A 22,561-nucleotide genomic window follows, 5' to 3' on the forward strand; every position below is an offset into this window, starting at 1 on the left:
TTTTCTTTTGATCGCTGTCGTTGAAGACTATAATCTTATTCAGCCATACACAAACGCACCAGAACCTACCATGACAACAATAAAACAAAAAATCACCAATGCAAACCAACGCTGGCATCTGGGGCGTTGGGCGGCAGGACTGGCTGGCCTGGTACTTTTATTGGCCGCCCTGAGCTGGGCTTTTTTGCCGGGTGTCGTCAAACGTATCGCTGCTGAACAAGTGCAACAACAGATAGGCCGCAAGCTGGATATGACGGATATCCGTTTTTCCCCCTTCAAATTGGCGCTGACGATAGAAGGTTTGACCCTGTATGAGGCTGACCAGCGCACAGCGGCAGTCAAGGTTAAGGAGCTGGTACTGAATCTGTCGCTGGCATCGGTGTTTCGCCAAGCACTGATCGTCGATGAAGTCAAACTCACCGAGCCTTATGTGCATATTATCCGCACACCAGGTGAAGGCTATGGTCGCTACAATTTCAGCGATATCCTGGAAAAAATTGCCGCCATGCCCAAGAGTGAATCGACGGCACGCTTTTCGCTGGCGAATCTGCAGCTTGCCGGTGGCCGTATAGAAATAGACGACAAGGTCGTCAATGAACAGTTCAAGATAGAAGCACTGCAAATCGGCGTGCCCTTTGTGTCCAACTTCCCTAATCAGGTTGAGAGTTTTGTAGAACCCCTGTTGTCTGCCAAGGTCAATGGTGCAAACTTTGTGCTCAAGGGCAGGGCAAGGCCATTCACGAATAGCCTGGATACTTCACTCGCGATTGATTTGGATAAGCTGGATCTTACACAATATCTACCCTATGTACCCGTAGCTTTACCTGTGCAAATCCAGAACGCAAAACTATCTACCAAACTGGATTTGATTTTCAGCCGCAAGAATGCCCATGCAGAATTGCTGCTGGCAGGTGATGTGCATCTGGATGAGCTGCATATCTACGATAAGGCCGATGCACCATTGCTGAAGCTGGGCAGCTTGCATGCTCAAATCAAGCAAGTGAATGTCATGACAGCGGCAGCCAGCATTAGCAAACTGGAACTGTCTTCGCCAGAAATCTGGCTGGATATCAATCAGCAGGGACAATTGAATTGGGCCAGCTTGGCTGCCCCGACTAGCCCAGCCAAAGATGGCAAAGCAAATAACAAGAATACGGCAGTGCCAGCAGTGGCAAGCGCCTCTGCTTCTGCATCGTCTTCAGCAGCGAACGTGGCAAAACCTGTCACAGTCTTGCAGCAACTGGCAGAGTTGCAATTGTCAAAAGGGATAGTGCATTTCCGTGACGCCAAGCATGCCAACCCCGCACAGACCGTCAATCTCAAGGAGATCAGCTTTAGCGCACATGGACTGTCATCTTCAGCCGATGCCAAAGCTGCGCCTTTCAAGCTTGCACTGAGTGGCGAAAATGACGAGAGCCTGAAACTGGAGGGCGAGATGCAAGCCCTGGCTGGCACGCTCAAAGCGCAACTGGCTTTAAGCTCCTGGTCACTGGCTACTTACCAGCCTTTGCTGAGCAATTATCTGCTCGCGAGTGTCAGCGGGAAGTTTGATGTGAATGCACAATTGCAAGTGCAAAAAGGCCTTGTGCAAGTCGATGATCTGGGGATGAAGCTCAGTCAGTTTGCCATCAAGCCCAAGTCTGCTGATGATGGTATTTTCAACCTGAAAGCTTTGGCAATAGACAAGCTGACCCTGAACATGGAAAGCAGGCAAATCAATATAGGCAGTATATTGTTTGATAGTCTGGTGACCGATGTATTGCGCGATGAACAAGCGGTATTGAATTTTAAAAAATGGTTTAAATCTGGTGCTGGCACAAATCAGGCCGCACCTGAAGTTGCTGGCGGCAATGCGGCCAGCACCGCAACTGCTCCGGCATGGAAAGTCAATTTGGCCAGTCTGGATTTCAAGGATAGTGCTGTCAGCTTCAATGATAAATCCATGTCGCCAGAGGTAAAAATTAGACTTGATGGTTTTAACCTGCATGCAGAAAAACTCAGCAGCGATATGTCGCAGGCTGTCAAAATGACTCTGCAGACCAATATAGGTAAAAAGTCGAAACTGATTCTTGATGCAACCGCATCCAGCCAGTTAAAAAATATCAGCATGAATATGGATGGACAGGGTTTGCCTGTTTCGGCATTGTTTCCCTATGTATCACCGTACGTGAATGCTGCGCTGACACGTGGTAGGGCAGATATCAAGGGTAAATTGAACCTTACCAATGTCCTCGATAGCAGCAGGCAGATCAATTATGAAGGCATGCTGGCATTGAACGATTTTCACCTGCTGGAAAATGGTGCGGAAGAAGATTTCCTCGAATGGAAAAACATTTCCATGGATGGCATCAGTGCCCAGATTGGCGGCGACAAACAATTGGTCACCCTGAAAAAACTCGCACTCAATGATTTTTATGCACGTGCCATTTTGTCTGCCAAGGGCAAGTTGAATATACAAACCATACTCAGCACCAAGAAAGCAGATGCAGAAGAAGCTGAAGCAACTGCTCAGGCAACTCAGGCAGATGATGCTGCCAAAGCTGTTACCAGCAAAACTGCGACATCGACTATCGTTACCGTACCCTTGCCGGCTAAGGTAGAAAAAGCCAATCCGCTTGCTATACGTATAGCGCAGACCACGCTCAAGGGCGGTAATATCAATTTCACCGACAATTTCGTCAAACCGAATTACACCGCCAATCTGACGGGTGTTGCCGGTACCATAGGTGCGATAGCCTCGGACAATCCTCAGCCTGCAAGCATAGAACTGACAGGCAAGGTGGATGATGATGCACCACTGCTCATATCTGGTGCTTTGAATCCTTTGTCCAATCCGATTTTCATGGATGTGAAGGCCAGCGCAAACGGTCTGGAACTGACACGGCTGACGCCTTATGCGGCCAAGTATGCAGGTTATGTCATAGAAAAGGGCAAGCTGTCGATGCAGGTGTCTTACCGCATAGAGAACCAGCAATTGCAGGCAGAAAATGATGTGCGCCTTGATCAACTGACTTTTGGCGAAAAAGTGGATAGCCCAACCGCGACCAAATTGCCCGTCATGCTGGCCGTGGCCCTGTTACGCGACAACCAGGGCAGGATAAATATTAATTTACCGATTACCGGTTCCCTGTCTGATCCGCAGTTTTCAGTCGGTGGCATTATCTTCAAGGTTTTCATGAACGTGATTACCAAGGCCGTGACTTCGCCATTCGCTTTGCTGGGTTCCATGTTTGGTGGCGGTGAGGAGCTTGCTTACACCGAGTTCTTGCCAGGTCAAACCAGCCTGACTCCCGAGGCAACAGCCAAGCTTGATAATCTGGCGAAGGCACTTAAAAACCGCAGTGCCTTGAAGCTGGACATCATAGGCCGGGTAGAGCCAGCGACTGACAGTGACGGCATACGCCAGATATTGTTGCTGCAAAAAATGCGCGAATTGAAATGGAAAAACGTACATCAAAAAGACCGCACGATCAAGAAAGAAGACATCGTCATTACAGAAGCTGAAAAAGCCAAGTATGTAGAAGAAGTCTATCAGGCAGAAAAATTCACCAAGCCACGCAATGCGATTGGTCTGGCCAAAACCCTGCCAACGGCAGAAGCCGAGAAAATGATACTCGCTAATACCCAGGTCACGCCGGATGCCTTGCGCAGCCTGGCGCAAAAACGTGCCGATAATGTACGTGATTATCTGGAAGATGTGTCTGGCATTGAACGCGAAAGATTATTCCTGATTGCTCCGAGGCTCAATGCCGATGGCATCAAAGACAAGGGCAGTCCGACCCGGGTGGATTTTTCGCTGAAATAACTTTAGATAGCCTAAACCAGATGAGGGCAGCGCGAAGGGATTGTCTGCTGTAATGAGGCGGCGCGTTGATGCTGTCGCAGCATTGCTACATGAGCTCTGCTGCACCCCTGTTACAGCGCTGCGCCCTTCGCTGCTCGCTTGTATGTACTACCCTTTTTCCAGACTGGCATCAAGGTATCGTTAGCCACCGCATAACCCAGATTCAAGGTAAATTGCGCCTGTTGTAGCATGCCGCTTAAATCCCATGCCGGGTTATAGCGATCGCGCGGCGTATGGTAGTCTTTTTTAAACGCTTTCATTTGTGCAGCCTCTTGTTCTGCATCGTGATCGAAGGCAAATGATCCATCACCAGAAAACACGGCAGAACCGACATTAAACGCCGGAACACCGGCCCGCACAAAATTGAAATGATCGGCGCGAAAGAAGGCACCTCCTAAATCGGCAACGGGTGGTGCAATACGCAGGCCCATTTTTTTGGCAACGGACGTTGCAGTATTAAACAGGCTGCTGTACTCACTGCCTGCGACGCCGATGTCCTGGGTTTTGCCGACAAAATTCATGCTGTCCAGGTTGAGATCAGCCGCGGTGTTTGCCAGTGGCCACAATGGGTGCTGAACGTAAAATGCGCTGCCAAGCAAACCCTGTTCCTCTGCCGCAGGCCATAAGAAAATCTGCGTGCGTTTAGTTGGATGTGCCACCGCAGCTTGTGCCATGGCCAGCAATGCCGCTGCACCGGAAGCATTATCTACGGCACCATTCCAGATTTGTGCGGGTTTACCGGGTTCTTGCACTATGCCCAGATGATCCCAGTGTGCGGAATACAGTACTGCCTGTTCCTTCAGTCTTGCATCCTTGCCGGGTACCATGCCAATGATATTTTGTTGCTCCACTTTACGCACGCTACTGCGCAATGTGACATGTATCCTGGCATCCAGAGCAACAGGTTTAAATTCACGGGTTTCGGCTTGTGCGCGCAGCGTATCCAGGTCTTGTCCAGCCGCAGCGAACAGGGCTTTGGCAGTATCTTCCTGTAGCCAGCCTTCCAGCGCATTGCCCTTATTGTCATCGCTGCCAAGACTAAAGCGTTCGTGGCTAAACGATGTTTGTGGCACGTTCCAGGCGTAACTTGCTGATGGCGTAGTGTGTATCATTAAAACACCCGCAGCACCTTGCCTTGCCGCTTCTTCAAACTTGTAAGTCCAGCGGCCATGATATGTGAGTGCCTTTCCTGCAAAACGATTTGGTTCTGCCACGGTCGGTTGGGGATCGTTGACCATCATGATCAGCAATTTGCCTTTCAGATCGACGCCTTTGAAATCATCCCAGCGTTCTTCTGGTGCGCGCACACCATAGCCGACAAATACCAGTGGAGCATTGAAGTCATTGTCGGCTTTGCCGTTGGAAGAACCATACACAATCTCAGCACCCAGGGCTGGCGAGAGGGTAGCTTTATTTGTTTCAAAACGCAGTTTACTGCTGCTAAGTGTCTGGCTGCCAATCAGTGTTACCGTTTGTCTATAGCCGTTTGCGCCCGGTAAGGGCACCAGACCCATGGCTGCTGCCTGGGCTTCCAGATAGCGTACGGCGAGATCGCCACCGCGTTGTCCGGTGCCACGTCCTTCCAGCAAGTCGTCAGATAAAAATGACAGATGCGCTCGTAAAGGAGCTTCTTGTACTCGTTGTGCCTGGACGGGATGATGGTACAGCGCAAAATGTAAAGCTATGCCGGATATGGCGATAGACGCAAGGCGCATCAGTACTCCTGTGAATTCTATAAATTGATTTGATTTGGCTTGATTTGCGCCAGATCATATTACAAAGCAGGTGCTTTTTTCTTTGTTTTAGATATTAATGATCTATGAAAACAGGGAAACAGCCATGCCCTCCAATTACTTGTCTTGCAGCAATGATAATCTTGATTGCTTGATGCACAAGTGAACAATTATTTCAAAAATACATTTTCTTTGGAGGTAAAAGGCGGATTTAAGTCCTGACTTGTTGTCGATGGCTCGGAGTATGATGATTATTCTGATAATGGACAGGATTTATTGTTGTTTTGTGAGTAATCTTGATTTATCCTGAGATCATCTGTTTTATCTATCGCAATAAGGAGTAGTAATGACTTCTGCAACGCTCGCCAGCATTTTGTATGTTGAAGACGATGCTGATATACAAACCGTGGCTCAAATTGCTTTGGAAGTTGTCGGTGGTTTCAGTTTAAAAACCTGTAGTTCAGGTGCGCAGGCCATTGCCGAAGTCAATGCTGGCTTTGTCCCTGATTTGCTGTTGCTGGACGTCATGATGCCGAATATGGATGGCCCGACCACCCTGGCAGAACTACGTAAATTGCCAGGCACCGCCTCCACGCCCGTGATCTTCATGACTGCCAAGGTGCAGTCATCCGAAATGGATTTTTATAAGTCACTGGGCGCCATAGGCGTCATTGCAAAACCTTTTGACCCTATGGAGTTATCGACTCAGGTGCGAGGTTTATGGCAGGAGAAGGCTTAAATGTCTGACAAAAATGATAGCCTGCAAGAAAAATTGCTTGCTCTCGAGGCAATTTTTCTGCAAAAACTGCCATCAAAGTTTGAAGAGATAACCAGTACCTTGCAAAAGCTTGTTGAGCGCCCGGATGACAAGGAATCCATGGTTGTCCTGCACCGTCACCTGCACACCATGGCAGGTTCGGCCGGTACTTTTGGTTTTGCTGATATAGGCACGCAGGCCAGGGTATTTGAATCTACCTTGAAACCGCATCTTGAAGGAAAAGTCTGGGACCCGGCAGAGTTACAAGCCTATTCGGAAGAAGTTAACCGCTATTTTGAATACGCCCTGAAGCATGACACCAAGCCAGTCAATGGTGTGGCAGAGAGCGTGCAGGAAGAGGAGCGTGAGCTCAGCGACCCACACCTGATCTATCTGGTGGATGAGGATGAAGCGCAAAATCAGGAAATTACTACGCAGCTTGAGCATTTCGGCTATGAAGTGGTGCGCATCAATCACCTGGCTGCACTGGCAAAGGCGGTGGCTACCCGCAGACCGCATGTCATCGTCATAGAGCTGAGTTTCCCAGAAGGTAAGGTCGCTGGTGCTGAAGAAATATCGCGCATCAAGCAGATAGAGCGTTTCCGCATTCCCACCGTGTTTGTGTCCCGTTCCAGCAGCTTTGATTCGCGTTTATTGGCCGTGCGCGCCAGTGGTGATGGTTATTTCACCAAGCCCGTCGATGTTGTTGCGTTGACTGAACGTATAGAATCCCTGCTGCAACTCGATGAAAACAAAGGTTATCGCGTACTCATCATTGATGATGACGCCGTGACTTCCAAGTTTTACGGCGCGATCCTGCGTGATGCTGGCATGAATGTTTATCTGCTCAATGACCCTACGCAGATATTGACGGTGATGACAGATTTTCGTCCTGAATTGCTGCTCATGGATATTTATATGCCAGTCTGCAGTGGTGTTGAGCTCTCGCGCCTGATACGGCAAGATAATTCTTATGTCGATGTGCCCATCGTATTTCTGTCCAGTGAAGCAGATCTCAGCAAGCAGCTTGATGCTGTCAGGGCGGGGGCGGATGATTTCATTACCAAGCCGGTAGCGCCTGAATACCTGAAATCTTCGATTGCTTCCAGAGCTGAGCGTTACCGCTCCTTGCGCGCATTGATCATGCGTGATGGCCTGACAGGCTTGTTCAATCATACGGCGATCAAGGAACAACTGGCATCCGAGATTTCTCAGGCGGGCCGCACTGGTTCGCCGTTGGCCCTGGCGATGATAGACCTGGATAATTTTAAAACGATCAATGACACTTACGGCCATCCCGCTGGTGACCAGGTCTTGCGGACCCTGGCAAGACTGTTGCGCCAGCGCTTGCGCCGCAGCGATATCGTTGGCCGTTATGGTGGCGAAGAGTTTGCCGTGATTTTCCCGGACACTAATGCCACCACGGCGCGCCGCGTTCTTGATCAGGTCAGGCTGGCCTTCACCAAGATACAGCAGCACTGCGAGGGCGGACATTTCTCGGTCAGTTTTTCTGGCGGCGTGGCCGATCTTGAGGCTACGCTTGATGCTGATGAATTATTTGATATTGCCGATGCCGCCATGTATGTGTCGAAGCAGGAAGGTCGCAACCGCATCAGTCTGGCCTGAACTCAGCTACTGAGCAGGAAGTAAAACAGGCTGCCTTGGAGGCAAACTCCGTGGCAGCCTGTTTTTTTACGGCACAGTTTTGTATTTGCTTTGTTTCTTATGCTTACATATTGAAAAAGCAAGTGCAGACAAAGTTCGGTGTACACTGGAGCATCTTTACTGTTGTTCAGGTTGCTTAGTGTTTTCAAAATTACTTCTCGGCAATTCGACTCTGGCTGCCATGTTGATGCTCTACCTGCTGCTGGCGTTTGCGAGTGTTGGTGTAGGCAGGCATAGCTCGCCCGAAAGCCAGTTGCGCAAACAGGTGAATGCATGGTGGTTTATCTTCCCCGTGGTCAGTCTGAGCCTGTTTTTATATCCGCTGGGGCCACTGCTGATGGCCTTGCTTATCGTATTGCTGGCAGTGCGTGAATTATCCTTGCACTACACTGGCCCCCGTTGGCGTTTCTTGTTGTCATGCTTTGTTCTGCTAGTTTTGCAGGTGGGTTTGCAATATGTGGATAGCTTTGATGCTGGCCTGATCTTGCCTGGTTTATTGTGTTTGCAAGCCCTGCAGTTTTTTATCTGGCGACAACGCAATCATTTACTGCTCATGCTGTTTTTGCTGCTTTGCTACGGCCTGAGCTTCATGCTGGATTTATTGACCTTGCCATTTTCAAATGAAGTCAGACTGGCCTGGTTTTTCTATCTTTTTGTGGTAACTGCACTCAATGATATTGCCCAGTTCGTCAGTGGCAAAATTTTTGGCAAACAAACCATCGCACCCACCATCAGCCCGAATAAAACTGTACAGGGTTTGATCGGCGGTGTCGTGATTTCCATGTTTGTATCCCTTGGCCTTGGCATTTATTTGCATCTGGCCAACCCCGGTTATTTACTGCTGATGGGTATCTTGCTGTCGCTCGGCGGCTTTGCCGGTGACCTGATTTTTTCAGCAGCCAAGCGCTATCTGAAGATCAAGGATTTTTCTGAACTGATACCCGGACATGGCGGCATACTGGACAGGGTGGATAGCCTGGTCCTGACAGCACCTTTGCTGTATCTGGGATTGTTATTTTGAAGTAAAGAATTTAATAAGGATTATGCATGACAACAGAATTGCAAACAAAATGGCTGTGCAGTGAATCTGGCTTCGATAGCCATGACAGTACCCGTTTGTTTTATCGCATCTGGCAACCGCTGGCGATTCCTGCAGGCCAGCCACAAAAAGCCCTGATATTTTTACACCGCGGCCATGAGCATTCTGGACGTATAGGGCCGCTGGTCGAGCAATTTGGTTTTACCCAGGACTGGGCTTTTGCCTGGGACGCGCGTGGCCACGGTAATTCACCGGGAGAGCGTGGTGATGCACCTGATTTCCAAACCATGGTGCGCGATTTTGACAGCTTCATCAATCATATCCATCAAAGCTACGGTATCGCCAAAGAAGACATGCTCATTGTGGCAAATAGTGTAGGGGCTGTGATTGCCGCTACCTGGCTGCACGATTATGCACCGCGTGTGCGTGGTGTAGTCATGGCGGCTGCAGCATTTGATATCAATCTGTATGTGCCGTTGGCTAAACCGGCGCTGCGTTTTGCCACCTGCTTCAAGCCTGACTTGTTTGTCACCAGCTATATACGCTCATCCATGCTCACGCATTCTGCTGAACAAGCCAAAGCCTATGATGCCGACCCGCTGATTACCAAGAATATATCTGCAAGGGTTTTGCTGGACCTGGCCGATACTGCCAAGCGCGTAGTGCAGGACGCCCAGGCGATAGACGCACCAGTGTTGATGCTGGTGGCTGACAAGGATTACGTCGTCAAACAGGCACCGCAAAAGCAATTTTTTGAAAGCATCTCATCTACGCTGAAACGCTATGTCCTTATAGAAAATTGCCATCATGCGATTTTTTATGAGAGCGAAAACCAGGTGCAGCAAGCCATACAGGCCGCCAAGGATTTCATCAATGAATGTTATGCCAAAGAGCTATTGCCCTTGCCGCATTACTTCAAGGCAGATACCTTAAGCCAGAGTGCGCGCCAATACCAGGCACTGCAACAAGGCAAATTGGGTGGTGCGTTGGAAAACGCTTTTTACGGCATGCAAAAATTCATGCTCGGTCACTTGGGCAGGCTCAGCAATGGCATGACGATAGGTTTGCAACATGGTTTTGATTCCGGCGCATCACTCGATTATGTTTATCGCAACCAGGCAGGTGGCCGTTTGCTGATAGGCGGCATGATAGACCGTGGTTATCTGGATGCGATAGGCTGGCGCGGCATACGCCAGCGCAAGGCGCAAATGCAGCAGACTTTGTCTGACCTGATACAGCAATACCCGGCAGACCAGCCTGTGCGCATACTTGATATTGCTGCTGGTGGCGGTCGCTATGTGCTGGAAACCATCAAGCGCTTCCAGAGCCGCAATATAGAAATCAACCTGCGCGACTTTGAACAGACCAATCTGGATCAGGCCAAATTGCTGGCAGAACGTTTACAGTTGAAAAACAAGATCAACTATCAATGCCGCGATGCCTTTGCCGCAACCAGTTACCCGGCAGAAGAAGATGCCTATGAGATCGTCATCGTCTCTGGCTTGTATGAACTGTTCAGCGACAATGTACTGGTATTGGCGTCGCTGCGCGGCATACAGCAGCAATTGAAAATTGGCGGGCATCTGGTTTACACCGGCCAGCCATGGCACCCGCAGTTATTGATGATCGCCAAGACCCTCAATAGTCATAGGGGCCAGTCATGGCAAATGCGCCCACGTCCACAGGCAGAGATGGATGCCCTGGTCGCCAGCATAGGTTGCAAAAAAATTGCTACCCAACTCGGTATAGCGGGGATATTTACGGTGTCGGTGGCTCAGCGTGATGCGGCAGTGCCCGTTTTATCCGATTGAACAAGGTCCAGAACAAGAGTAGCAGGACGATGATCAGCACGGCATTCAGCCAGACTGCCGGTAGCTGAAACGCCACCAGCAAAGCCAGCAAACCAAAAGCAAAAGCGCGGTCGCTTTTGCCCATGGGTCCATCAAAGCGACGTTTTGAACCTGCCAATAAGGCTGCAACGCCTGCAAACTCTGTCAACAGTGCCAGCATGGCTACCGCAATCAGCAAAGGCACTTGTATCCCCGTTACCAAAGCAAAAGGCAAGACCAGGGCGGCATCTGAAACCTGATCGCCAATTTCATTGAGAATCGCGCCAAAGGCAGTTTTTTGCTGGGTGAAGTTGGCCAGCATGCCATCTATCGCATTCAGCGCCATGCGCACGAACATAAAGACCGGCAGGCCCAGCCACAGGCTTCTATTCTGCGGATAACAAGCCAGCGCAATGCCATAGGCGATGGATAAAACCATCGCCAGCAAAGTCACCTGATTTGGTGTGATATGTCGTTTCGCCAGGCCCGCCAGCAAAGGTTGCAGCAATTGCTGGAAGCGCGGCTTCAGTTGGTAGATAGAAAAACTCATGACTTACGGTGTGTTCCTGGTGATGTTCCTTGTGACATATACAGTTTGGCCAGCAATATACATCGGCTGTAACCCATGGCGCAATGCAGGTAAACTGTTTTGCCCGATTCAATTTCCTGGCGCATGTATTGCAAAATTTCATCGCTTACCTGTTTGCCCGGCTTGAGCAGATCGAGCAGAGGGAAATGTCTATAAGCGTGCTTGCGCAAGGCAGGTGTTTCGCTGAGTTCATTCGCCAGATCGATGATGCTGCAATCTCGCGGCAGTTGTTTTGCCTCCCGGCTACTAAGGCGGCGCCCCACCCATAGTCGATCTGTCAATTTGATGATGACGGGTTTGCGCCTCTCACGCCAGACAACGGCCAGCCAGGTAAGCTGGTAACCGAGCAAATAAGGTGCATACATGACCCATATCCACCACGGATATTGCCCCTGTTTTTTATGCAGGAAGTAAACATCGTTACGATAATAAGCCAGGCTGACCAGGGCGAGACTGCATGCTATGTAGAAAGCCAGCCAGCTATGGGCAAAGATGAAGCCAGTGATAAAAAATACGCTGGCAAATATCAGGTAATAAAACGCCACATGCGGTTCTGCTCTTTTCGGTTTGATAAAGACGAGGCAAAACAATCCCAGTAAGCTGCCGCCAAGCACATCCAGCAAATGGTGTTGATAAGTGAATACCGTCGAGGCAGCTGTGAGAAGTAACCATGTAGCCAGCGCCATGCGCAGCGATCTTGGGTGGACATGCTCGCGCAATGCGCTCCAGAATAACAGGCAGTAAGCAACATGCAGCGAAGGTAATTGATTATACGGTTTATCCAGTAGTGCCAGATATTCATATAGATATGCACACCATGTAGAGGAGATGGCAGGTCTGGGCCAGCTGAATTGCAGAGGGTAGAGCACGAAGATAAAGGCTGCAATGACGGTTGCCAGTAACAGGCGCTGGCTGAGCAGGCGTAATTGATCCTGGCTGCGCACTACAAAGAATGTCAGGCAAAAAAATAGGCCTGAACTGAGGTAGGGCAGTATCATCCATTGCAAAAACGGGATGCCAGCCTCAAATGACAGGGCAGCGTGCCTTATCACTCCTTGCTGCTGCGCCAGCATATTGGCGGCCAGATAGCACAAGCCAAATGCCAGGGAATTCAGCAACCAGTGACGCAAGCGGTGTTGCACAGTTGCAGGAGTGGATGGCATTTGATATACGTTTAGCCTTAACAGTGTGATATTTTAGCAGGATGAATCAAGTTAAAAAATATAAACGCTGCATGGTATTGGCAGGTGGTGGGTTTCGTTTTGGTATTTACCTGGGAATGTACGCCGCTGCCTGCGAGACTGGCCGTGCGCCAGATATACTGCTGGCCAGCTGCGGCGGTGCGATTGCGGCAAGCATCATTGCCGGGTTTCCTGACGATGCGCAACGCAAGGCATGGCTGAGCTCGGAAGAAATGTACCATTACTGGAGCGGTTTGAAATCTTCTCCCAGGGCAGGCATAGTCCGCGCGTTGGCCTTGGCCGCTAAACGTGGTTTAGGGCGTGACTCTGCCATCACCATACCTGACCTGTTCAATGAATACCTGTTTGAAATCCCGGCGGAATTGCCCTTGCCAAGATTGGCGGCAAGCGAGCAGTCAGTAGCGACTGCCATCATAGGTGGCAAATTGCTGTTTGACGAAAACGAAGTCGGCCTTGCCCGTGGCCAGCGCAAATTATTTGCCGAGACCGTGTTTTGTGATCCAAGAGCTGCAGCGCTGCTGGATGGCATGGCCTCGCCACTGGCAGACCCGCGTTGGGGTGAGCATGCCATTTCAGAACAGTTATTGTGCGATGTGCAAACGCCAACCAGTCTGGCAGCACGTATTTCTATCACCGACATGTTTTATTTCCGCTGCCATACCCACACTGATGGCAATTATTTTGGCGGCGTACTGGATTTATTCCCCATAGAGATCGCAAAACGCCTGGCCGATGAAGTCATGATGGAATTCAAGCAAAGCTTTGACCAGGCTTTTTCCATCCCCGCCTGGCGTACAGTCCTGGGTCTCGATGGTAATGCCCGCCTGCGCTATGCGAATGGTCAGGCAGTTGATGTGCGTATCGATACATCTGATGTGGCAACGGTTTTGTCCAAAGAATCAGTACAAAAAAAACTGGACTGGCGCAATAACCGCATACGTCTAAGCATGCCAGAAACCCATGCCACCTATGCTGCTTATATGGAAGCCCAATGGCAATATGGTTATGCACGCGGCATGGAAGCTTTCACCCGCCAGACGGCCTATGACGAAGCTGCCATGATACGCAGCAGCGACAAATACAGCCGGGGTGTGGCATAGGCATGAAGAGCATCATGGTCATAGGCGGCACCAGTGGCGTAGGGCTGGCCCTGGCGCGCCACTATCTGCAGCGCGGTGACCGGGTCGCCATCTGTGGTCGAGACTTGCACCGCCTGCCGACTGAGCTGCATGGTCTGGCTGGCGTAGTCAGCTACCAGTTCGATATTGCCGACCGTGCTGCCCTGTCACAAGCCATTGATGACTTTGCTGTGCAGGGCCTGGACATGCTCATCGTCACCGCCGGTATTTATTACAATACCCGCAGCCATTTGCTGGATGAGGCTGCCACCCTACATATGCTACGCACCAATGTCAGTGGCCTGAGCCATGCATTTGAACTGGCAGCGGAAAAAATGCTGCTGCAAAAGTCGGGGCAACTGGTGGCCATCTCATCGGTTGCGGGTTTGCTGCACGATTATCCCGGCGCCTCCGTCTATAGCGCGACCAAGCGCAGTGTCTTGAGTTTGTGCGATACCTACCGCATTGCACTCAAACCTTTTGCTATTGCCGTGACAGCGATAGTGCCAGGCTATATTGATACCGAAAAACTGCGAGCCTTGAATGAGGGTGATGCCAGTCATAAGCCTTTTATCATGTCTGAGCAAAAGGCCGTTGCCTTGATTGTGGATGCTATTGCCGCGCGGTGCGACATGCTGGTGTTTCCTTGGCAGATGAAATGGTTGATTACGGCATTGAATTTGTTGCCGAAGTGGGTGTTGAAGTTGAGGAAATAGGCAGGGGCTTATGCTCAATTCTTGCGTTTCAAATTACGGCAATCATACAGACGTCATTCCAGCATGATTTTGGCTGGAATCCAGCGACCCTTGTAATACAACAAGTGAAATGCTTTTGATATTCAATTTAAGCAGTTTTCAATGAAAAATCGTCCATAACACTTAGGTTATGGACGATTTTCAATATCACAATCAGCAAACACTACTGATCAAACGCAAACAGCTATTACTCTTTTGCCGTAATTTTCTGCAAGCCACTTGCCTTGATCTTGGCTTCCAGTGCTTTACCTTTACGCGCACGTTTGCCGATGTGGATACCCAGGCCAGTTGCGCTGAGATTGACTTCCTGCGGTTTGCCACCACGCCCTATACCAAGCACGCGCACACCGCGCTGACTGATGGCCTGAGCTGACACGAGGCTTTCCTTGTCTTCCAGTTCCATCAAGATCACCCCGCGGCCACCGCTGGATAGTTGCTTGATTTCTGCCAGGCCGAAGACCAGCAGGCGGCCTTTTTCTGACAAGCAGGCAATCGCGCTGGCGTCGTCAGTGACTACGGCAGGCGGCAGTGGCTGGTCAGTTTCTTCCAATGTCATGAAAGCTTTACCGGCTTTCATGCGGCCTACCATGTCGCCGACTTTTGCGGTAAAGCCATAACCAGCAGTCGATGACAACAACAGGCTGATGTCAGCACTGCCAGCAAAGTAATGCAAAATCTTGCTGCCAACTGCCAGGTCTATCAGGGTGGTGATAGGTACGCCATCACCACGGGCACCGGGCAGGGCGGAGACAGCGACGGAATATACGCGGCCATTCGAACCAAACACCAGCAATTGATCTACCGTGCGGCATTCAAACGTGCCGTACAGGCTGTCACCTGCCTTGAAAGTGAACTGGCCATTGTCATGACCATGGCCGGTACGTGCACGCACCCAGCCTTTTTCGGATATGACGACGGTGACTTGTTCATCAATAACTTTTTGTTCTATCGAAGCTTTGGCGGCTTCTTCTATGACAGTACGGCGGGCATCGCCAAACTGTTTGGCATCAGCTTCGATTTCCTTGATGAGCATGCGCTTCATTGAAGAAGGGTTTTCCAGCAAATCATGCAGGCCCGCTTTTTCTTTACGCAATTCATCCAGTTGTTGCTGTATTTTGATGGCTTCCAGACGTGCTAACTGACGCAAGCGAATTTCGAGAATATCTTCCGCCTGGATATCTGACAGTTTGAAGGCTGCAATCAGTGCAGGCTTGGGATCATCAGATTCACGGATGATGCGTATGACTTCATCGATATTCAACAGTACCGCTTCACGACCTTCCAGGATATGGATGCGGTCATCGACCTTTTTAAGGCGGAACTGGGTACGGCGTGTGACGGTCGTAAAGCGGAAGGCTATCCATTCACTGAGAATATCGAACAAACCTTTCTGGCGTGGGCGGCCATCGCCGCCTATCATCACCAGATTGATCGATGCTGAAGTCTCCAAAGAAGTATGCGCGAGCAGCATTTGCATGAACTCGGCCTGATCCTGGTTTTTGGATTTTGGTTCCAGTACCAGGCGCACAGGCGCATCCTTGCCGGATTCATCACGGACCGTATCGAGTACAGACAATATGACTTGTTTCAACGCCACCTGCTCTGGCGACAATGTCTTTTTACCCAGTTTGATTTTTGGGTTGGTCAGCTCATCAATTTCTTCCAGCACTTTTTGTGAGGACGTGCCAGGTGGTAATTCTGTGACCACGGCTTGCCATTGGCCACGTGCCATCTCTTCTATCTTCCAGCGTGCACGTACCTTCATGCTGCCGCGGCCAGTCGCGTACATATCTGCGATGGTAGATGCTGGCGTAATGATTTGCCCGCCACCCGGGAAGTCAGGTCCAGGGATATATTCCATCAACTCGGCATGCTTCATCGCTGGGTTGCGTATCAAGGCTACTGCGGCTTTGGCAACTTCAGTCAGGTTATGCGAAGGGATTTCTGTTGCCAGGCCGACCGCAATACCAGATGCACCATTCAACAAGACGAAGGGCAGTCGGCTGGGCAGTAGCTTGGGTTCTTCGGTAGTGCCGTCATAATTGGGCTGGAAATCGACGGTACCCTGATCGATTTCATCCATGAGCAATTTGGAGATCGGTGTCAGACGCGCTTCGGTATACCGCATCGCCGCTGCGCCATCGCCATCGCGGGAGCCGAAGTTACCCTGACCATCAATCAATGGATAGCGCAAGGAGAAATCCTGCGCCATTCGCACCAATGCATCATAGACAGACTGGTCGCCATGCGGATGCAGCTTACCCAGTACATCGCCAACCACTGCGGCAGATTTACGCGGCTTGGCGGCAGAGTTCAGGCCCAGCTCATTCATCGCATACAGAATGCGGCGTTGTACCGGTTTTTGACCGTCGCACACATCGGGCAGGGCGCGGCCTTTGACGACCGAGATGGCATAGTCAAGATAGGCGCGCTCAGCAAAGGTCGCCAGGGTCAGGGTTTCACCATCGCCAGGTGGTGGTGGGGTTTGATCAAATAAATTCGCTTGTTCGCTCATGGTTCTATTCGTATTTTTTGTATTCTTTTATGGTCTGTAAGGTCAGATATTTTATATATCAGCTTCAACAGCGTTTCCGTGCTCTTCTATCCAGGCACGGCGGGCGGCGGCTTCGCCTTTCCCCATCAGCATATTGAACCGTCCTTCAGAGAAGGCCTGATCAAACTCACCCAGCGAAACTGGCAGCAGGCGGCGCGTATCCGGGTTCATCGTGGTTTCCCATAACTGGTTGGCATTCATTTCACCCAGGCCCTTGAAGCGGGAAATTGCCCATGCGCCATCCTTAACGCCATCCTTGCGCAATTTGTCTTCGATAGCGATAAGTTCGCCTTGATCCAGTGCGTAGATTTTCTGTGCCGGTTTCTTGCCACGTGCCGGTGCATCAACTCGGAACAAGGGCGGACGCGCCACGCAGATGTGGCCGCGTGCAATCAGTTGCGGGAAGTGGCGGAAGAACAGCGTCAGCAACAAGACCTGGATGTGCGAGCCATCAACGTCCGCATCAGACAAGATGCAAATTTTTCCATAGCGCAGATTGGTAAAATCAACGATTTCATTCATGCCATGCGGATCTACTCCGATAGCAACAGCTATATCATGAATCTCGTTATTGGCAAACAGGCGGTCGCGTTCAGACTCCCATGAGTTCAAGACCTTGCCGCGCAGAGGCAAGATCGCCTGGAATTCCTTGTCGCGCCCCATCTTGGCAGAGCCACCGGCAGAATCACCCTCGACCAGGAAAATTTCATTTCGGGCAATATCATTCGATTCGCAATCGGTCAGCTTGCCTGGCAAGACGGCCACGCCTGAAGATTTTTTCTTTTCTACTTTCTGGGCAGAGCGCAGGCGCGATTGCGCTTGCTTGATGACCAGTTCAGCCAGCTTCTTGCCATATTCAACGTGAGAATTCAGCCACAGTTCCAGTGGCGGCTTGGTGAAAGACGACACCAGACGCACCGCATCGCGTGAATTCAGCCTTTCCTTGATCTGGCCCTGGAATTGCGGGTCTAGTACCTTTGCGGACAAAACGAAGGATACTCGGGCAAATACGTCTTCTGGCAAGAGCTTGACGCCCTTGGGCAGCAGTGAATGCATCTCGGCAAAGCTCTTCACCGCACCAAACAGACCTTCACGCAAACCGGATTCATGCGTACCGCCAGCGGGGGTAGGGATGAGGTTGACATAGGATTCGCGGACGACATTGCCTTCTTCAGTCCATGCCACTACCCAGGATGCGCCTTCACCTTCGGCAAAGCCGTCGCTGTCTGAATTGGCAAATTGCTCGCCTTCAAACAGGGGGATCAGTGGTTCGCCATGCGAAGACTGCGCCAAAGCTTCAGTCAAGTAGCCACGCAAGCCCTGATCATATTGCCAGGTCTGGCTCTCGCCAGTTTTGGCATTGAGCAGCGTGACTTTAACGCCCGGCAGCAATACTGCCTTGGAACGCAACAGGCGCTGCAATTCGCTTTGCGGGATATTGGCGCTGTCAAAATACTTGGCATCTGGCCAGATAGTGACACGTGTACCGCTCTTTTTGTCACCGCGCGCCAGTGGCTGGCTGCGCAGCGGTTCTATCACATCGCCATTAGCAAAAGTCAGGTTGTGCAGACCTGCTTCGCGCCAGACTGTGATTTCCAGACGCTTGGACAGGGCATTGGTGACTGAGACACCGACGCCATGCAAACCGCCGGAGAATGCGTAGGCTCCACCAGATCCTTTGTCGAACTTGCCACCTGCATGCAGGCGGGTGAAGACGATTTCCACGGTAGGCACGCCTTCTTCTGGGTGCAAACCAACTGGAATGCCGCGGCCATCATCTTCTACACTGATGCTGGTATCAGCATTGATGGTAACGAGGATGTTCTTGCAATGCCCGCCCAGAGCTTCATCCGAGGCATTGTCGATGACTTCCTGGATGATATGCAGCGGGTTTTCGGTGCGGGTATACATCCCCGGTCTTTGTTTGACCGGCTCCAGGCCTTTGAGTACTCGGATGGATGATTCGCTATAGTCTGACGGAGAAGTATTTTTTTTAGTGGCCATGCGAATGAAAATCTGTTGTTTTGGTTAATTTTTTGATGATGTTTTGCAATTTTTTTGTGAGGCTGGCAGAATTAAGCTGTATTCTTGCAGCGTTTTTGCAGCTATTGTAGCTGCAATGATCGAAGCTGCAATGTGTAAGATGGAAAAACGATGCCAACAAAAACTCCAACGATCGCGATCCGACTGCTTGGATTTTCTCCAAAAGAGGAAGAAACCTTCTCAACCGTTCTTGCTGTTCTCCGCGAGAAGGGCTATCGCTATCTGGTATTAAAAGCCGGTAGTTTACAAGATCCTGACATTCATATTGTCAACGCAGAGGATTTAAAAGCACTGGCGACCCTGTCCGACCTCAATCTTGGCGGAGCGCAGCCAGTATTGCTTATTGGTAAGACCGAAGTCAATTTACATTATCAGTCCATGCCGCGTCCTATACGCTGGCGTAAATTGTTTGACGTCCTTGATGAACTGATTGACCGCCGCCAGCTCTTGCTGACCACCCTGAGTGCCTTTGGTGAAGTGGCTGTTCCTGAGCGCCGTCGCCGCGAACGTCTTGATCTTGATCTGACCGACCCCAGCGAATACCAAAAGATGCGCAGGCCCAGTGTGCTCAAGGGCGGCATCATGATCGTCGATAAGGACATTCGCTTTCGCGAGTATGTCGCCATGATCATGGATAAATATGGCATCACCGTGACACTGGCAACAGATGAACGTAGTGCCCTGATGCTGGATAAAAATAATCGTCATGCGATGACGATGATTAATTCTTCTACGCCCGATATTGACCCTTACCGCCTGTGTGCCGAGTTAAAAAAACAAAATGCAGACCGCAGGACGACGGTGATCTTTTTGGTCGATAAGAGTTTTAATTATAAAGTTGCAAATGCGCAACAGGCAGGGTGTGAAGGCTTTTTGACCAAGCCTTTGTCGAGGAAGCAGGTTTTATCGACGATACAAAAGTTTTTGCAGTTACGCTGAAGGTAGAGCAATACTCGCTCTTGTCCTTGACTTAAACGCATCTCTACCAGCCGATAAAAAACAAACTTTGCCAGTGCAGCCTGGCAAAGTCTGCTTCTTGATCTGTTGTTACTTGCTTAATAACCTCATTCCCCGCTCCAGACCTTCTATGGTCACAGGGAACATCCTGTTACTCATGATCTGCCTGATCACTGATATAGACTGCCGGTATTGCCACAAGCCTTCAGGTTCAGGGTTGAGCCAAATGTATTTCGGGAAGGCAGAGGTAAAGCGCTGCAGCCATGTCGCGCCGGCTTCTTCATTGTTGTATTCGACAGAGCCACCAGCCTGCAGAATTTCGTAAGGGCTCATGGTGGCGTCGCCGACGAAGATGACCTTGGTGTCGGGGGTGTATTTGCGCAAGACATCCCAGGTCGGGAATTTCTCAGCATGGCGGCGACGGTTGTTTTTCCACAGATAGTCATAGACGCAATTGTGGAAGTAAAAGAATTCCATGTTCTTGAATTCTGTCTTCGCTGCAGAGAATAATTCTTCAGTCTGGGCGATGTGGTCGTCCATGGTGCCGCCTACGTCCAGCAACATGAGTACTTTGATATTGTTCTTACGCTCAGGCTGCATCTTGATGTCGAGGTAACCGGCATTGTTGGCGGTGGCCTTGATCGTCGCATCCAGTGCCAGTTCTTCTTCTGCACCCTGGCGTGCAAATTTACGCAAGCGGCGCAGGGCGACCTTGATGTTGCGGGTGCCGAGTTCGCGTTCAGCGTCATAGTCGCGGAAGGCGCGGGCTTCCCACACCTTGACAGCGCTACGCCCACCACCTTTGCCACCTATGCGTATGCCTTCAGGATTAGTGCCGCCATTGCCGAAGGGAGAGGTGCCGCCTGTGCCTATCCATTTGCTGCCACCTTCGTGGCGCTCTTTTTGTTCTTTGAGTAATTCCTGCAACCTGTCCATTAGCTTGTCATAGCCAAATTTCTCGATGGCGGCTTTTTGCTCGGCGGTCAAATCACGCTCCATGCGTTTCATGAGCCAGTCCAGCGGGATGTCGGGGCGCTTTTCAAATATCGTGTCTATGCCCTTGAAGTAAAGGCCAAAGGCTTTGTCGAACTTGTCATAATGCGCTTCATCCTTGACCATGATGGTGCGCGCTAGGAAGTAAAAGTCGTCGAGTGACATGCTGATCAAGCCTTTTTCCATGGCTTCCAGCAGCATCAGGAATTCCTTGATGGATACCGGGATCTTGGCGTCTTTCAGGGTAAAGAAAAAATCAATCAGCACAGGTCAGTCTCCCTACTATTTATTCATATTTAGATTGCATATATTGCAAATTCTTTTTCACACCCGCCCATTCAGAATGCAGGACGCTGTATACCACCGTATCACGGATGCGGCCATCAGGCAAAATCATGTGATTGCGCAAGACAGCATCACGCTTGGCGCCCAGGCGTTCTATCGCCGCCTGTGAACGGCGGTTGAACCAGTCAGTGCGGAACTCAACGGCGATACAGCCAAACTCTTCAAAGGCATGGCCCAGCAACAGCAGCTTGCACTCGGTATTCACCGGGCTGCGCTGCACCCGCTGCGCATACCAGGTGTAGCCTATTTCCAGACGCTTGTTATTGATGTCCATATTACAGTATCTAGTAGCGCCGACTATCTGGCCAGTTGCATTTTCACGGACGACAAAAGGAACGGCTTTTTGCTGCTGTTGCATGTCCAGAGCGATATTGAGCCAGTTCTGGGTATTATCAGGGGAGGGGACTGAGGTAAAAAACAGCTTCCATAATTCACCATCGGCTGCGGCGGCCTGGATATTAGCCAGGTGATGCTGTTCCAGCGGTTCCAGAGTGACGTGTTTTCCCTTTAAAGTAATGGCGTTGCAGTGCATGTTCATCCTTGTGATTGTGGATTGTGATGTGGGCAGAGAAATGGCATTGGTAGTAATATTTGAGCTGGGCCTAGTTTTGCATCCCTACACCCAGGCGCATAGATACAGTCGTGCAGATTTTGAGCATGACAGTTGCGTAAATTTCGCTGAAACAGCAGAAATATGCCTTCCTGTTGCAAGAATCGATAGGAAAGCTTGCTATCAAAAATAAATCCGGTTATACTGCAAAGCTGTATAGAATTTTTGCGGCGTGGCATTTAAATCAAATGTTTTGACCTCGTCGCTTTGACCACGTTTAGGAAATCTCATGGCAAATACCGCACAAGCACGCAAACGTGCTCGTCAAGCAGTTAAACTGAATGCACACAACTCCAGCCAGCGCTCTACGCTGCGCACAGCGATCAAAGCTGTTCGTAAAGCAATCGAAGCTGGTGACAAAGCTGCTGCAGCAACAATTTTCCAAAGCTCCGTATCGGTTATTGACCGTATCGCTGACAAGAAAATCATTCACAAAAACAAGGCAGCTCGCCATAAGAGCCGTTTGGCATCTGCTTTGAAAGCACTGGCTTAATTTAAGCCTGCTTCTAAAGCTGTAAGTTAGTGCTA

16 protein-coding genes are annotated in these 22,561 nt (G+C 50.3%); 9 read left to right on the forward strand and 7 right to left on the reverse strand.

Annotated elements, in window-relative coordinates; all coding sequences use genetic code 11:
- Nucleotides 1-70: 70 nt before the first annotated feature.
- Nucleotides 71-3,805: a DUF748 domain-containing protein gene (locus tag ACO0LN_RS12525; RefSeq protein ID WP_422974200.1), complete on the forward strand. Its 3,735-nt coding sequence runs from the start codon at nt 71-73 to the stop codon at nt 3,803-3,805.
- A 110-nt stretch (nt 3,806-3,915) separates the two neighbouring features.
- Here ACO0LN_RS12525 and ACO0LN_RS12530 read toward each other — a convergent pair whose 3' ends face one another.
- The gene (locus ACO0LN_RS12530; protein WP_422974202.1) at nt 3,916-5,559 is read right to left on the reverse strand and encodes a M28 family peptidase; all 1,644 of its coding nucleotides are present in this window, start codon (nt 5,557-5,559) and stop codon (nt 3,916-3,918) included.
- Nucleotides 5,560-5,923: 364 nt separating this feature from the next.
- Here ACO0LN_RS12530 and ACO0LN_RS12535 point away from each other — a divergent pair, with 364 nt between their 5' ends.
- From ACO0LN_RS12535 to ACO0LN_RS12550, 4 genes are all read left to right on the forward strand, one after another.
- Nucleotides 5,924-6,316, forward strand: coding sequence for a response regulator (locus ACO0LN_RS12535; protein ID WP_162040723.1), 393 nt, complete (start codon nt 5,924-5,926; stop codon nt 6,314-6,316).
- The gene (locus ACO0LN_RS12540; RefSeq protein WP_422974204.1) at nt 6,317-7,960 is read left to right on the forward strand and encodes a diguanylate cyclase; all 1,644 of its coding nucleotides are present in this window, start codon (nt 6,317-6,319) and stop codon (nt 7,958-7,960) included.
- Nucleotides 7,961-8,138: 178 nt separating this feature from the next.
- Nucleotides 8,139-9,020: a phosphatidate cytidylyltransferase gene (locus ACO0LN_RS12545; RefSeq protein WP_422974206.1), complete on the forward strand. Its 882-nt coding sequence runs from the start codon at nt 8,139-8,141 to the stop codon at nt 9,018-9,020.
- A 26-nt stretch (nt 9,021-9,046) separates the two neighbouring features.
- Nucleotides 9,047-10,849, forward strand: a complete 1,803-nt coding sequence (locus ACO0LN_RS12550; RefSeq protein ID WP_422974209.1) for a bifunctional alpha/beta hydrolase/class I SAM-dependent methyltransferase — start codon at nt 9,047-9,049, stop codon at nt 10,847-10,849.
- Here the strand turns inward: ACO0LN_RS12550 and ACO0LN_RS12555 are convergent.
- A complete protein-coding gene (locus ACO0LN_RS12555) occupies nt 10,797-11,417 on the reverse strand; it encodes a CDP-alcohol phosphatidyltransferase family protein (protein WP_422974211.1) in 621 nt (206 codons plus the stop codon). The genes ACO0LN_RS12550 and ACO0LN_RS12555 overlap by 53 nt on opposite strands.
- A complete protein-coding gene (locus ACO0LN_RS12560) occupies nt 11,414-12,619 on the reverse strand; it encodes a phosphatase PAP2 family protein (protein WP_422974213.1) in 1,206 nt (401 codons plus the stop codon). The genes ACO0LN_RS12555 and ACO0LN_RS12560 overlap by 4 nt, the downstream gene beginning before the upstream one ends.
- 41 nt (nt 12,620-12,660) lie before the next feature.
- Here ACO0LN_RS12560 and ACO0LN_RS12565 point away from each other — a divergent pair, with 41 nt between their 5' ends.
- Both ACO0LN_RS12565 and ACO0LN_RS12570 read left to right on the forward strand, forming a co-directional pair.
- A complete protein-coding gene (locus ACO0LN_RS12565) occupies nt 12,661-13,758 on the forward strand; it encodes a patatin-like phospholipase family protein (RefSeq protein ID WP_422974215.1) in 1,098 nt (365 codons plus the stop codon).
- A 2-nt stretch (nt 13,759-13,760) separates the two neighbouring features.
- Nucleotides 13,761-14,492 carry an SDR family NAD(P)-dependent oxidoreductase gene (locus ACO0LN_RS12570; RefSeq protein ID WP_422974217.1) on the forward strand — a complete coding sequence of 244 codons (732 nt, stop codon included), beginning with the start codon at nt 13,761-13,763 and terminating at the stop codon, nt 14,490-14,492.
- Nucleotides 14,493-14,718: 226 nt separating this feature from the next.
- On the opposite strand, the gene parC is transcribed toward ACO0LN_RS12570, so the two are convergent.
- Entirely contained in the window at nt 14,719-17,046 is a 2,328-nt protein-coding gene (gene parC / locus ACO0LN_RS12575; protein WP_422974219.1) for a DNA topoisomerase IV subunit A, read from the reverse strand.
- A 51-nt stretch (nt 17,047-17,097) separates the two neighbouring features.
- On the reverse strand, nt 17,098-19,089 hold the full coding sequence (locus tag ACO0LN_RS12580) for a DNA topoisomerase IV subunit B (protein ID WP_422974221.1): 1,992 nt from the start codon (nt 19,087-19,089) through the stop codon (nt 17,098-17,100).
- Between the two features lie 150 nt (nt 19,090-19,239).
- Between ACO0LN_RS12580 and ACO0LN_RS12585 the strand changes: the two genes are divergently transcribed.
- A complete protein-coding gene (locus ACO0LN_RS12585) occupies nt 19,240-20,067 on the forward strand; it encodes a response regulator (protein WP_422974223.1) in 828 nt (275 codons plus the stop codon).
- 108 nt (nt 20,068-20,175) lie between these two features.
- Here ACO0LN_RS12585 and ACO0LN_RS12590 read toward each other — a convergent pair whose 3' ends face one another.
- Complete coding sequence (locus tag ACO0LN_RS12590; RefSeq protein WP_422974225.1) at nt 20,176-21,345, reverse strand: vWA domain-containing protein; 1,170 nt, start codon at nt 21,343-21,345, stop codon at nt 20,176-20,178.
- Between the two features lie 19 nt (nt 21,346-21,364).
- Nucleotides 21,365-21,955, reverse strand: a complete 591-nt coding sequence (locus tag ACO0LN_RS12595; protein ID WP_422974227.1) for a GNAT family N-acetyltransferase — start codon at nt 21,953-21,955, stop codon at nt 21,365-21,367.
- Between the two features lie 307 nt (nt 21,956-22,262).
- Here ACO0LN_RS12595 and rpsT point away from each other — a divergent pair, with 307 nt between their 5' ends.
- Complete coding sequence (gene rpsT, locus ACO0LN_RS12600) at nt 22,263-22,526, forward strand: 30S ribosomal protein S20 (protein WP_162040741.1); 264 nt, start codon at nt 22,263-22,265, stop codon at nt 22,524-22,526.
- Nucleotides 22,527-22,561: the final 35 nt, after the last annotated feature.

The organism is Undibacterium sp. TC9W (assembly GCF_049339865.1).
GTDB lineage: Bacteria > Pseudomonadota > Gammaproteobacteria > Burkholderiales > Burkholderiaceae_D > Undibacterium.